10 protein-coding genes are annotated in these 13,629 nt (G+C 61.5%); 5 read left to right on the top strand and 5 right to left on the bottom strand.

Annotation, left to right across the window (positions count from 1 at the left end; all coding sequences use genetic code 11):
* Nucleotides 1-3: 3 nt before the first annotated feature.
* Complete coding sequence (gene motB / locus V8J63_RS15595) at nucleotides 4-1,044, bottom strand: flagellar motor protein MotB (protein ID WP_073471668.1); 1,041 nt, start codon at nucleotides 1,042-1,044, stop codon at nucleotides 4-6.
* A 3-nt stretch (nucleotides 1,045-1,047) separates the two neighbouring features.
* Entirely contained in the window at nucleotides 1,048-1,899 is an 852-nt protein-coding gene (motA, locus tag V8J63_RS15590) for a flagellar motor stator protein MotA (RefSeq protein ID WP_016771962.1), read from the bottom strand.
* A gap of 166 nt (nucleotides 1,900-2,065) precedes the next feature.
* On the opposite strand from motA, the gene V8J63_RS15585 reads away from it, so the two are divergent.
* From V8J63_RS15585 to V8J63_RS15570, 4 genes are all read left to right on the top strand, one after another.
* Nucleotides 2,066-3,604: an HDOD domain-containing protein gene (locus tag V8J63_RS15585; protein WP_130888309.1), complete on the top strand. Its 1,539-nt coding sequence runs from the start codon at nucleotides 2,066-2,068 to the stop codon at nucleotides 3,602-3,604.
* A gap of 42 nt (nucleotides 3,605-3,646) precedes the next feature.
* Nucleotides 3,647-4,462, top strand: a complete 816-nt coding sequence (rhdA, locus tag V8J63_RS15580; RefSeq protein ID WP_336464295.1) for a thiosulfate sulfurtransferase — start codon at nucleotides 3,647-3,649, stop codon at nucleotides 4,460-4,462.
* A gap of 18 nt (nucleotides 4,463-4,480) precedes the next feature.
* Entirely contained in the window at nucleotides 4,481-5,341 is an 861-nt protein-coding gene (gene asd / locus V8J63_RS15575; protein ID WP_024011354.1) for an archaetidylserine decarboxylase, read from the top strand.
* 66 nt (nucleotides 5,342-5,407) lie between these two features.
* Entirely contained in the window at nucleotides 5,408-7,156 is a 1,749-nt protein-coding gene (locus V8J63_RS15570) for a molecular chaperone (protein ID WP_336464294.1), read from the top strand.
* Nucleotides 7,157-7,260: 104 nt separating this feature from the next.
* On the opposite strand, the gene serB is transcribed toward V8J63_RS15570, so the two are convergent.
* Nucleotides 7,261-8,475, bottom strand: a complete 1,215-nt coding sequence (serB, locus tag V8J63_RS15565; protein WP_125926283.1) for a phosphoserine phosphatase SerB — start codon at nucleotides 8,473-8,475, stop codon at nucleotides 7,261-7,263.
* A gap of 134 nt (nucleotides 8,476-8,609) precedes the next feature.
* Here serB and V8J63_RS15560 point away from each other — a divergent pair, with 134 nt between their 5' ends.
* Entirely contained in the window at nucleotides 8,610-10,121 is a 1,512-nt protein-coding gene (locus V8J63_RS15560; protein ID WP_130902880.1) for an AhpA/YtjB family protein, read from the top strand.
* A gap of 347 nt (nucleotides 10,122-10,468) precedes the next feature.
* Here the strand turns inward: V8J63_RS15560 and V8J63_RS15555 are convergent, their stop codons facing one another.
* Both V8J63_RS15555 and parC read right to left on the bottom strand, forming a co-directional pair.
* Entirely contained in the window at nucleotides 10,469-11,179 is a 711-nt protein-coding gene (locus V8J63_RS15555; RefSeq protein WP_336464293.1) for a PqiC family protein, read from the bottom strand.
* A 185-nt stretch (nucleotides 11,180-11,364) separates the two neighbouring features.
* The gene (gene parC, locus V8J63_RS15550; RefSeq protein ID WP_024011349.1) at nucleotides 11,365-13,629 is read right to left on the bottom strand and encodes a DNA topoisomerase IV subunit A; all 2,265 of its coding nucleotides are present in this window, start codon (nucleotides 13,627-13,629) and stop codon (nucleotides 11,365-11,367) included.

Below are 13,629 nucleotides of genomic sequence, written 5' to 3'. Positions count from 1 at the left end.
CGATCACTGCTTCGGCGCTGGCGCCGCCCCACCCGGCTCGGCCGGTTTCGGCGCCGCATCGTCAAACAAATTCAACCGCTCGCGCAACTCGTGAGCCGGCACTGGCTGTTTGTCCGCCGGCAGCGCATTCGGATCAACCGGGGCTGCCGGAGCAGCACCGTTCTGACCTTGATCCGCCGGTTTCGCCGCCTCAGGCCCCTGCGCACCTTCGATGGCGGCCTGGGCTTTTTTGGTCAGCACGACAATATCGATGCGGCGGTTGACCGGGTTGAACGGATTTTCCCGATCAAACAACGCCGACGAGGCATAACCGACCACCCGCGCCACCTGTGCATCCGGATAGCTGCCCGCGACCAATGCGCGACGCGCGGCGTTGGCGCGGTTGGCCGAGAGTTCCCAGTTGCCGTAATCGCCAGTGCCAATGTACGGCTTGGCGTCGGTGTGGCCGCTGATGCTGATCTTGTTCGGCACCGCTTTGATGGTGTCGGCCATGGCCAGCAGGATGTCTTCGAAGTACGGCTTCAGGCGTGCGGATCCGGAGTCGAACATCGGCCGGTTCTCGGCGTCCATGATCTGGATGCGCAAGCCGTTCGGCGTGATTTCGAAAAGGATCTGATCCTTGAACTTCTGCAGTTGCGGGTTCTCGTCGACCTTGTTCTGCAGTTCTTGCAGGAGCAGTTCGAGACGCTCCTTCTCGACCTGCTCGGCCATGCCTTCAACCTGATCGGTGTCGACCGTGACCTTGTCCGGTTGCGGCTGCGACTTCACTTCCGGGTTGAGGGTGTTTTCCGGCGCCAGGGTCGGTGTACCGCCGAGGTCGATGATGTACGGCGTGCCGCTTTCGGAGAAGCCGACCGGGTCCTTGAAATAACCGGCGATGGCGATCTTTTGTTCCGGCGTAGCAGTGGACAGCAGCCACAGCACCAGGAAGAACGCCATCATCGCCGTGGCAAAGTCGGCAAAAGCGATTTTCCATGCCCCGCCGTGGTGCCCGGCAGCAATGCGCTTGACGCGCTTGACGATGATCGGCTGATTATTTTCCATGACTTAGCGACCGCGAACCGCTTGTTCCAGCTCGGCGAAGCTTGGACGGTGCGCGGGGTACAGAACCTTGCGCCCGAACTCGACCGCCAGCGACGGCGGCATGCCGGACGCCGAAGCCACCAGCGAGGCCTTGATGGCTTCGTAGACGTTGAGCTCTTCCTTGGCATCGTGGGCCAGGGAATGCGCCAGCGGACCGAAGAAACCGTACGCCGCGAGAATACCGAAGAAGGTACCGACCAGTGCCGCACCCACGTGCAGACCGATCGACGCCTGGTCGCCCTCGCCCAACGAAGCCATGGTCACCACGATACCGAGTACCGCCGCAACGATACCGAAACCGGGCATGCCGTCGGCGATGCCGTTGACTGCGTGCGATGGGTGCTCGAGGTCTTCCTTGAGGCTGTACAGCTCCATGTCGAACAGGCCTTCCAGTTCGTGCGGAGCCATGTTGCCGGAAGACATGATGCGCAGGTAATCGCAGACGAACGCAGTCATGCGTTCATCCTTGAGCACCGCCGGGTACTTGGCGAAGATCGGGCTCGCGGCGGCATCTTCGATGTCGCCTTCGATGGCCATCATGCCTTCGCGGCGGCTCTTGTTGAGGATCTCGTAGATCAGCCCGAGCACTTCCAGATAGAAAGTGTGGGTGAAGCGCGAACCGAACATGCTCAGGGATTTCTTGAGCACGTGCATCGTCATGTAACCGGGGTTGGCCTGGAGGAACGCGCCAAGGGCCGCACCACCGATGATCAACACCTCGAAGGGCTGGATCAGGGCGGCAATCTTGCCGTGGGAGAGCACGTATCCGCCGAGCACGCTCGCGAATACGACGATGATGCCGATAATTTTAGCCATAGGTAGAAGGTACTTGTTTAAGTCGGGTTCAAGGTCATATTCGGAAGTTAAAAAATCTCTTCTTCTACTTATCGGCAAAACTGCGCCAGACTATAGCCAGTTCAGGCGAAAAGCCAATTTAGCCCATGCCGGGCGCGTCTACAGTCAGTGAAGATCTCGTCCAGACATGGCTAATGAAACGAACATTCCATCGGTAAAACCCACCACGCTCCAGGCTTGGGTCAAGCTGCTGGACAGCGTCCGCCTGCCCGTACCACAAGAGGCTCACGACAAAGTCTGCCGGGCGATCCGCGACAATCGCAGCTCGCTGCGCGACATCGCCGAGTTGATGCAGGACAGCCCGGCGCTGGCCTTGAGCATCATCCGTGAGGCGAATCGTCACACCCACGGCACCATGGCCGCGCCGGCGGAAAATCTCGAGGTGGCAATCAATCGCCTGGGCCTTGCGCGCACCGAAGAATTGCTCGCGCACCTGCCCGCCGAACCGCACCGGCAGATCCCCAAGGCTTTGCGCCAATTGCAGTTGATCAGCCAACACGCAACACAGCAGGCCAACGGCTTTTTTGCCAGTCGCCTGGCGCGGCTGTGGCAGGACATCCACTGGGGCAGTCTGCTGTTTTTGTCGCCGCTGTGGCCATTGGCACTGACCTATCCGCAGTTGCTCGAAGAGTGGGAACTGCGGGTGATCCACAAGGGCGAGTCGGCGCGTGTGGTCGAAAAGCAATTGTTCGGCGTGCGCCTGTTGAAGATTGCCGAGGCACTGGTCCAGGCCTGGCATCTGCCGATCTGGGTCGAGCAAGGCTACAAATTGCTGCTCAGCGAACAACGCGAACTGGTCAAAGTGCTGCGCATCGCCCGCGACAGCGAGCACCCGCTGCGCCAGCAGAATCGCCTCGACGAAGACCCGACGCTACGCCGCTGGCTCAATCAACCCGCCAATACCGTGCTGCTGGCCAACGGGCTGGCGCTGTCGGCGCAACAGGCCTGGGACAGTCCGCACAGCAAGCGCTGGCAGTACCTGACCAGCCTGTATCTGCAGATTTCCATGGACGAAGTGCAGCAACAGCTGCACCAGCAAGCGGCGAACAGCGCGCGTCAGCATGCGATGCCTGATTTGTGGCACCCGGCGGTTTCGCTGATCTGGCCGTGGGGCACTCGTCGCTTGCCGGCCGGCATGCTCCCGGCAGCAGCGCCGAACGCGGATGATCTGGGCCAGTGGCGTCGGCAATGCGCCGAACTGCTCGCCGAGCCCAGCCGCTTCACCAATGCCATGAGCCTGACCGTCGCCGCCCGCGATGCACTGGTGGCCAGCGGCATGCGCCGGGTGATGATTCTGATGGCCGACCGCACGCACTCGACCCTGCGCGTGCACCAGACCGCCGGTTTGCCGAAGGATGCGGCGGCGCTGAGTTTTGTCGTCAGCCAGAGCAAAGTCCTGCAACGCCTGCTCGCTCAGCAGGCGCAGGTGCGGATCACGCCGGAGAACAACGGGCAATTCTCTGCCTTATTGCCAGCGAGCCTGCGCACGCTGTTTCGCGGCGAGCACTTATTCTTGCGCTCACTGGTGAATAACGGCCGGGTGATCATGATCGTCGTTGCCGATCAGGGTGGCGGGCCGTTCGCCGACATCACCGTACAAGCCTTCGGCAAAACCGCGCAGTGCATCGAAAAAGCCCTGCACAGCTTTAGCAGCCGCGGCCAATGAGCCTGCGCTACAATCCTCCCCTTTGTGCTCTGGAGACCTCACATGTCTGACTTCTCTGGCTTGCCGCTTGTCATCGAGCCGAGCGACCTGCTGCCGCGTCTGGAGTCCCCGGAACTGATTCTGGTGGACCTGACCAGCCCTGCGCGGTATGCCGAAGGTCACTTGCCCGGCGCACGTTTTGTCGACCCGAAACGCACCCAGCTCGGCCAGCCACCGGCGCCCGGGCTGATGCCGGCGAAGGCCGATCTGGAAGCGTTGTTTGGTGAGCTCGGCCATCGTAAAGACGCGGTATACGTGGTGTATGACGATGAGGGCGGCGGCTGGGCCGGGCGTTTCATCTGGCTGCTCGATGTCATTGGCCACGACAAGTACCAATATATAGACGGTGGTCTGCCGGCCTGGCTGGCGGACGGTATGCCGATGTCAATTCAGGTGCCGGCCGCCGTCGGTGGCCCGGTCTCGCTGACCCTGCACGATGAACCGACCGCCACCCGCGAATACCTGCAAAGCCGTCTCGGCGCCGCCGATCTGGCGATCTGGGATGCGCGTGGGCCGCTGGAGTATTCCGGCGAGAAAGTCCTCGCTGCCAAGGGTGGACACATCCCCGGTGCGGTCAATTTCGAATGGACCGCCGGCATGGACCAGACTCGTCAGCTGCGTATCCGCAGCGACATGCCGCAGATCCTCGAAAACCTCGGGATCACCAAGGACAAGGAAATCATTACCCACTGCCAGACCCATCACCGGTCGGGCTTCACTTATCTGGTGGCCAAAGCCCTCGGTTATCCGCGGGTCAAGGGCTACGCCGGTTCCTGGGGCGAATGGGGCAACCACCCTGACACGCCAGTCGAGATTTAAGGTTTTTAAGGACAACTAATGAAAGAGCGTCTGTTTATCCTCAGCCAGTACCTGCTGCCGCATCACCTGCTGTCGCGCCTGGCCGGCTGCATCGCCGAATGCCGTGTGCGCTGGTTCAAGAATGCCTTCACCCAATGGTTCGCCAAGCGTTATCAAGTGGACATGTCGCAAGCACTGGTCGAAGACCTGACCGCTTACGAGCACTTCAACGCATTCTTCACGCGTGCGTTGAAAGACGGCGCGCGTCCACTGGACGAAACTCCGGGCGCGATCCTCAGCCCGGCCGACGGTGCGGTGAGTCAACTCGGCCCGATCGAGCACGGTCGCGTGTTCCAGGCCAAGGGCCACAGTTTCAGCGTGCTCGAATTGCTCGGCGGTGATGCGGCCAACGCAGCGCCATTCATGGGCGGCGATTTCGCCACGATCTACCTGTCGCCGAAGGACTACCACCGCGTGCACATGCCGCTGGCCGGCACCCTGCGCGAAATGGTCTACATCCCAGGCCGCATTTTCTCGGTGAACCAGACTACTGCCGAAAACGTCCCGGAGCTGTTCGCCCGTAACGAGCGCGTGGCGTGCATTTTCGACACCGAACGCGGGCCGATGGCCGTGGTGCTGGTCGGCGCGATGATTGTCGCTTCGATTGAAACCGTGTGGGCCGGTCTGGTCACCCCACCGAAGCGCGAGCTGAAAACCTTCCGCTACGACGAAGCCGCACGTGCACCGATTCATCTGGAAAAAGGCGCGGAACTGGGGCGCTTCAAGCTCGGTTCAACGGCGATCGTGCTGTTTGGCCCGGATCAGGTGAAGTGGGCCGAAGAGCTGGTGGCCGGCTCGCCAGTGCAGATGGGCCAAGGTCTGGCGCTGCCAAAAGCGTGACCCTGTTTGCGGAAGCAGCCGAGGCTGCTTCCGCAAACCGCGGCATTTGCTGCTATGGTTTTGCTCATGAGCCAGACCAACTTATCTCCCAAGCTGCGCGCTCCGACTCCCACGCAAACGCGCCTGTCGTTCTGCGACGCCAGCCCGCGTGATCTCAAGCGCTGGATCGCCGGCCTGCCCAAGGCCAACATCGGCGAAACCGCCCGCCTGCTCTATCAAGGCCTCGGCGAACTGAACCTGTTGCTCACTCCCAGCGACAATCGCCTGCAACTCTTGGAACTGCTGCGGCCCGAGGTGTATTTCGTCTGCCAGCATCTGGAACGGCACTTTCTCCATCAGGCGATCATGCTCGACGAGCGCTCGCGCAAAGTCAGCAACCTGTGTCAGGCGCTGCAAGGTCAGTTGGCCATCGGCTATAAACAGATCGTTCTGCGCATCCTGCCCAAATACAGCAAGGACCGCGCGACGTTGGTCAGCACCGCCTTGCAACGCGCCGCGCATGCCCTGAAGGCGCAACTGGTGCGCGCCACGCAGTTGTACAGTTCACCGCCGGAACATGTGTGGTTCGAATTGCACCAGCTGTATCGCAGCGCGGCGCAATTGCAGCTGCAACAACGGCGGCTGCGCGATGATCTGGCCTTTTTGACCAGCGAACTGAGCGTCGAACAGACCTACATCGCCGCGCTGCTATTGGGCAGTGCCCGTTGCAATCAATTGCGTCAAAGCCAGATTGCCCGGCTGGCCGAGGTGATCGAGCCGTGGAGCGCCCTGCTCAAACTGCATCCCGGCAGCGCCGACGACGGTTTGTTCGCCATCAGCCCGGAACTAGATGTCGGCCCGCGCTACCGCAAGATGTTTCGCAGCGAACAACAGAACGGGCTGCTGGGCTTCGATCCGCAACCGCTGGTCAAACAGCTCGAAACGCACCTGCTGCACCAGTCCACCTCGACCCCGTTACCCGTTTCCGCCGGCCTCAGCGTCGACACCCTGCAACATCTGCACGCTACCTGGGGCCAAGCGGCCGAACGCAGCTTTCAACGCATCGCCGGCCAGGGCACGCTGACCGTGTGCGTTGGCATGAGCGCCCTGCACTTCTACCTCGGCGGCGAGCGCACCTTCAGCGAGTTGCTCAAACATCCCGGTGCCCGCGCGGCAAACTTCAGCAGCGTGGTGGCCAGCGGCGAAAAGGACAGCTGGAGTCAGGCGTTCGACGCTGCCCCGCAGAGTAACGATGAGCTGTTGCCGTACGAGGAAATCCAGTACGACCAGTTGAGCGAAGAAGAAGGCCCGGGCAACGCGCCGAATTATCCGACTTACGCCTTGCCGGTGATCAACCATAGTCCCGGCGGTTATTGCCTGGCCTGGCCGAGCGACGTACCGGCGGAGTTGCAGGCCGGGGAAATGCTCGGCATTCAGGACAGCGAGGGCAAAGGCTGGAGCATTGCGGTGATTCGCTGGATCCGCCAGGTGCGCGGCAGCGGCACACAGATGGGCATTGAACTGGTCGCGCCACACGCGCAGCCGTGCGGCTTGCAACTGGTCCGAACGAAAGATGATCACAGCCAGTATTTGCGCGGTTTGCTGTTGCCGGAAATCAGTGCGATCGATGTGCCGGCCACCGTGCTTGCGCCGCGCCTGCCCTTTCAGGAAGGCAACAAGGTGTTGATCAATACACAGGGCGAAGAACACCGCGCCGGGCTGGATCGGCGGGTGGCGAGTACGCACAGCTTCAACCAGTTCGCCTATCGCTCGCTGGATCCTGCGCAGAATGGCGGAGGTGAGGAGGATTTTGATTCGTTGTGGAATTCGCTCTAGATCGAGGCGCGGCCTTCGCGAGCAGGCTCGCTCCCACATTCAAATGCAGTTCAAATGTGGGAGCGAGCTTGCTCGCGAAGAGGCCAGATCAGCTTATCGAGATCTCAGAGCTGCCCGTCGCGATCGCGGAAACCCAGCAGATACAACACACCATCCAGCCCCAGCGTTGAAATCGCCTGCTTCGCCGACTGCTTGACCAGTGGTTTGGCGCGGAACGCCACGCCCAGCCCGGCAATCGCCAGCATCGGCAAGTCGTTGGCGCCGTCGCCGACGGCAATGGTCTGCTCCAGACGCAGACCTTCCTTTTGCGCCAATTCCTTGAGCAAGTCAGCCTTGCGCTGCGCATCGACAATCGGCTCGATCGCCACGCCGGTGCACTTGCCGTCGACCACTTCCAGCTCGTTGGCAAACACGTAATCGATGCCAAGCTTGGCTTGCAACTGCTTGGCGAAATAAGTGAAGCCGCCGGACAGGATGGCGGTTTTGTAGCCGAGGCGCTTGAGTTCGGCGAACAGGGTTTCGGCGCCTTCGGTCAGGCGCAGCGAGGCGCCGATCGAGTCGAGCACGCTGACGTCGAGGCCCTTGAGCAGCGCCAGACGCTCCTTGAAGCTGGCGCGGAAATCCAGTTCGCCGGCCATGGCGCGCTCGGTGATTTCCGAGACCCGGTCACCCACGCCGGCCGCCTTGGCCAGCTCATCGATGACTTCCGCTTCGATCAGCGTCGAGTCCATGTCGAACACGGCCAGACGTCGGTTGCGACGGAACAGCGAGTCTTCCTGAAAGGCGATATCGACGTTCAATTCCTGGGCAACGCTGAGGAATTCGGCGCGCAAGGCCTGCGGATCGGCCGCTTCACCGCGCACGGAAAACTCGATGCAACCCTTGCCCTTGTCGGCCGGTGTGTCCAGCGGCATGCGCCCCGACAGACGGTCGATATGGTCGATGTTCAGGCCATATTTGGCGGTGATCGCGCTGACCGCCTGCAACTGGCCGGCAGTGACCTTGCGCGTCAGCAGGGTAACGATATGGCGCTTCTTGCCCTGATTGCCCACCCACTGCTGGTAATCCTCTTCGGATACCGGGGTGAAGCGCACTTGCTGATCCAGTTCGTAGCCCTTGAACAGGATGTCCTTGAGCACCGATTTGCCTTGCTCGGAATCGGGAATTTCAACCAGGATGCCGAACGACAGGGTGTCGTGGATCACCGCCTGACCGATGTCGAGAATGTTCACACCACCTTGTGCCAGAACACCGGTGATGGCCGCCGTCAGACCCGGACGGTCGACTCCCGTGATGTTAATCAGGACGATTTCGCGCAACGCGCACCCCCGCAACTGGAAAAAAACCGCATTCTACCCACTTTCAGTGACCATCGGGCACCGCGAGCGCTTTGCCGGTCTGGGGCCTGTCGCTATACTGCGCGTCAACTTCACGGACAAAGAGCCGAGCTCAAGTGAACCGGCCCACGCCAGTCAAAACCGATAACTTCTTCCTGCTGATCTTCCGTGCACTGCGCCATCGCCGTGTACCGATTGCATTGCGCATTGCCAGCCACAACGTGATCCTGGTCGCTCTGGCCCTGGTGATCTATGCCGGGGTGATGGGTCTGCAATTCAAGCAGGCCATGCACGAGCAGGCCGATGCGCTGGGCGAAAGCCTGACGACGCAGACCGCCACCTCCGCCACCGAGCTGCTGGTGTCCAACGACATCCTCAGCCTCAACGTGCTGCTCAACAACCTGACCAAGAACAAACTGGTCGCCCACGCGGCGATCTACAGCGTGGACAACCGCATCCTCGCCGAGTCCGGTCAGCGTCCCAAGCACAGCCTGCTGGGCGAAGCCGAGGGCATGTACGAGAGCAAGATCACTTTCCAGGACGTGACGGCCGGGCAACTGCGCATCAGCCTGGACATGGATCAGTTCCAGCAGCCAATGACCATCAGCCTGCAAAGCATGGGCATTCTGAGCGCGATTCTGCTGGCACTGTCGCTGGCTCTGAGCCTGCGCATGGGCCGTTATCTGTCGACGCCACTGCTGCAATTGCGTGTGTGGCTGCGCCGCATCGACGCGCATACACCGGGCATCGATCGCCAGGATGAAATCGGCGATCTGGCGCGCCAGCTGCACGCCAGCTACGCCCCGGAACCGGAGCCTGAACCTGAACCCGAGCCGGAATTCGCCGAGGAAGAAGACGAGCCTGAATTCGAGGTGCGTAACCTGCGCGATCCAAGTTTCGACGAAAGCCGCCCGCTGGCCGCGAAGAAACCGGCGCCGCGTCACCTGGTCAGCACCGTCGAAGACGATGATGACGATGACGCCTTCGCCGACCTGCGCGACGAATCGCTGAACGGCGCCGTCCAACCGCTCACGCGCAAACCGAGCCCTGACGTTCCGCAGCATACCGCCGTACTGGCCGTGCAACTGGGTTCGCAGGAACAATTGCGCCGCTTGCCTCGCGCACGTCTGGAAGAGTTGCAGGAACGCTATCGCGACTGCCTCGAGCAGGCTGCTTCGCTGTATCAGGGCGAAATCGAAACCCTCAACGATGGCAGCACGCTGTTGCTGTTCCACACCGAAGATTGCGGCGACGATTACCTGACCAATGCCATCTGCTGCGGCGAACTGCTGCGTGCACTCGGCCACCAATTGCAGATCGAGGTCGCAGACAGCGGCATCACCCTGCAATTGCAGCTGGGCCTGACCTTGGGCGATGAGTTGTTCGGCCTGAGCCAGATTGATCTGCTACTGACCGATTCGGCCCAGGATGCACTGGCCTTGTCGCAGCACAGCCGCAATCTGCTGCTGGTTGAACGCAAGATCAGCGATGACGCGTTGATACGCCAACGTGCGCGGATCCGGCCGATCGCCAGCCCTGAAGGCGCGTGCTGTGTGGAGCGGTTGATGGAGCCTTATCCGTCGATGCTGGAGCGGCAACTGGCGCGGATGCATGAGCGCCGGGCGTAAGGCTTAGGCCCGATCCGCAAAAGCCCGCAGACGAGTGATTGTCTGCGGGCTTTTTTGTGCGCGGCGTTACTGGAATGTGTGCATCCCTGAAAAGCCCCTCACCCTAGCCCTCTCCCAGAGGGAGAGGGAACCGACCGAGGTGTCTGGCGCCATATATCGACCTGACAGATCTTGGCGATTATGGATTCACCTCCGCGCGTTCACGTCGGTGTAGCTATCGAATATCCCCCAATCGGTCCCCTCTCCCTCCGGGAGAGGGTTAGGGTGAGGGGCTTTTGATCTTCCACCCCACCTCCAGACACAACAAAGCCCGCACAAGGCGGGCTCTGTTCTGACTCGTTCCAGCCTCAGAAGCGAAACACTTCCATATCCGTACGAATCGGCGAGGCCATTGGAATCTTCGGCTGCTTCTCGGCATCCGCCGCTGGCGCTGCGGGTTTCGGCGCGGCTTTACGCGGTGCCTCGGCCACGGGCGGCTGGTTGGCCAGTGGCTTGAGCGCCACCGACAACTGCTCGGCCAGACGCTGCAACAGAACCCCTTGTGCCTGCACCTGGGACGCGGTGCTGCCGGCATGCGTTTCCTGCAGGTGAATGATGCGGTTATCACGCACCTTGCCGCGACGATCGATCAACCGCCACTGCGCATCGAGAATCGCCGGCTGTTTTGCCCCGGAATCCAGACGGGTGATGGTCAGCAACACCTGCACATCGGGCGTGAACCCGGCGGTAGCAGGCGCCAGCACCACACGCTGGCTGTCCAGGTGACCGGCGACCTGACGCATCAGCAACTGATCGATATCCGACGAAAGGCTGCCAGCCCAACGACCGTCGGTCGCCGCTTGCAGGCTGCCGTCGGGTTGACGTTGCAGCAGGGTTTCGCGTTGCAGGTAATCGGCTACAACCACCGGCCCCAGCAAAACCGCAATGCCCGCGCTTTGCGCAGGCTGAACCGGACTTCCGCTGTCCAGTTGGTACAGCGACACCGGCTGGTGAACGCTGCAACCCGCCAGGCCAAAAACGCCGGCGAGCAACAAAATAAGGGGGCGTAGAGCAGTCATCATCCCGTCCAGGTGGCCGCCACAAGGCTGACCACAGTGAAAATACTCAATAAATATGAAGAACGCTCGGCCACGCCGGCGCTTGAAAGGCCATATCATCCGTGAATATGCGTTCCGACTCCAGCGCCAAAGCGTCGATCTACGCGTTTAATCGCAGATCGAACGCTCTAGGAAGGCGTTCTCGCCTAATTGAGGTTTTCGACGAGCAGCGCATCGACCCGTTGGAAGCCCCGCGGAAGTTTGTTTCCGCGCCGTCCACGCTCACCTTTGTAGTGCTCGAGGTCGTCGGCTTTCAGTGACAGAGTCCGTTTGCCAGCCTGCAACACCAGGGTGGCGCCTTCCGGCAGAACGGCGATGTCCGTGACATATTCTTCGCGACTGGCCACGCGCTCACCGGAAATACCGATGATCTTGTTGCCTTTGCCCTTACCCAATTGTGGCAGATCGCTGATTTTGAAGATCAGCAGGCGACCTTCGGTCGTGACCGAGGCCAGCCAGTTCTGTTCACGATCGGCCACAGGGCGCGGCGCGATGACCTTGGCGTTGTTCGGCAAGCTCAACAGCGCCTTGCCAGCCTTGTTCTTCGCTTGCAGGTCTTCGCCTTTGACCACGAAGCCGTAACCGGCATCGGAGGCAATCACGTACAGCGCATCGTCTTCGGGCATCAGCACGCATTCGAATGAAGCGCCCGGTGGCGGCGTCAGGCGGCCGGTCAACGGTTCGCCCTGACCACGGGCCGACGGCAAGGTATGCGCGGCGACCGAATAGCTGCGGCCGGTGGAGTCGATGAACACGGCAAACTGGTTGGAGCGCCCCGCCGCCGAGGTCTTGAAGCCATCGCCGGCCTTGTACGACAGACCGGTGGCGTCGATGTCATGGCCCTTGGCCGAACGTACCCAGCCCTTTTCCGACAGCACGACAGTGACTTTCTCGTTCGGCAGCAGATCGTGTTCGCTCAACGCCTTGGCTTCGGCGCGCTCGACGATTGGCGAACGGCGGTCGTCGCCGTAGGTTTCGGCGTCTTTGAGCAGCTCGGTGCGCACCAGTTTCTTCAGCTTCGCTTCGCTGCCCAGCAGGGCTTGCAGCTTGGCTTGTTCCTTGAGCAGTTCGTCCTGCTCGTCGCGCAGCTTCATTTCTTCCAGTCGCGCCAACTGACGCAGACGGGTGTCGAGAATGTAGTCGGCCTGGATCTCGCTGAGGGCGAAACGCTCGATCAACTTGGCTTTCGGGTGTTCCTCGGTGCGGATGATGTGGATCACTTCATCCAGGTTGAGGTAGGCGATCAGCAAACCGTCCAACAGGTGCAGACGACGTTCGACCTTGTCGAGGCGGAATTGCAGGCGGCGACGCACGGTCAGCACGCGGAACTCCAGCCATTCGACCAGCAGCGCACGCAGGTTTTTCAGCTGCGGCTTGCCGTCCAGACCGATGATGTTGACGTTGACCCGGTAGGTCGATTCCAGCTCAGTGCTGGCGAACAGGTGCTGCATCAGCGCTTCGTGATCGACGCGGCTGTTGACCGGGATGATCACGATGCGGCACGGGTTTTCGTGGTCGGATTCGTCACGCAGATCGGCGATCTGCGGCGCTTTCGACGGTTTGGCCTGCATCAGCGCGGCGATCTGCTCAAGCACCTTGGCGCCGGAGACCTGGTGCGGCAGCGCGGTAACGATGATGTCGCCATCCTCGACGTGGTACACGGCGCGCATGCGCACCGAGCCCTTGCCGGTTTCGTACATTTTCAGCAGGTCGGCACGCGGCGTGATGATTTCCGCTTCGGTCGGATAGTCCGGCCCCTGAATGTGTTCGCAGAGCTGCTCGACCGTGGCTTTCGGCTCATCGAGCAGACGCACGCAGGCGGTGGCGACTTCACGCAGGTTGTGCGGCGGCACGTCGGTGGCCATGCCCACGGCGATACCGGTGGTGCCGTTGAGCAGAATGTTCGGCAGGCGCGCTGGCAACACCAGCGGTTCCTGCAGGGTGCCGTCGAAGTTCGGCCCCCAGTCAGCGGTGCCCTGGCCCAGTTCGCTGAGCAGCACTTCGGAATAGCGCGACAGCCGCGCTTCGGTGTAACGCATGGCGGCGAAGGACTTCGGATCGTCCGGCGCACCCCAGTTGCCCTGGCCGTCGACCAGCGTGTAGCGATAGCTGAACGGCTGCGCCATCAGCACCATCGCTTCGTAGCACGCCGAATCGCCGTGGGGGTGGAACTTGCCGAGCACGTCACCGACGGTACGCGCCGATTTCTTGTGCTTGGAATCAGCGTCCAGCCCCAGTTCGCTCATGGCGTAGACAATACGCCGCTGTACCGGCTTCAGGCCGTCGCCGATATGCGGCAAGGCGCGGTCCATGATCACGTACATGGAGTAGTTGAGGTAGGCATTTTCGGTGAAGTCAGCCAGCGATCGGCGTTCTACACCGTCCAGGCTGAGATCAAGGGAGTCGCTCAT

The organism is Pseudomonas sp. CCNWLW23 (assembly GCF_037095675.1).
Taxonomy (GTDB): domain Bacteria; phylum Pseudomonadota; class Gammaproteobacteria; order Pseudomonadales; family Pseudomonadaceae; genus Aquipseudomonas; species Aquipseudomonas atacamensis.
Note: the sequence above shows the minus strand (reverse complement) of the source record. Positions and strands in the feature narration are given on the sequence as shown.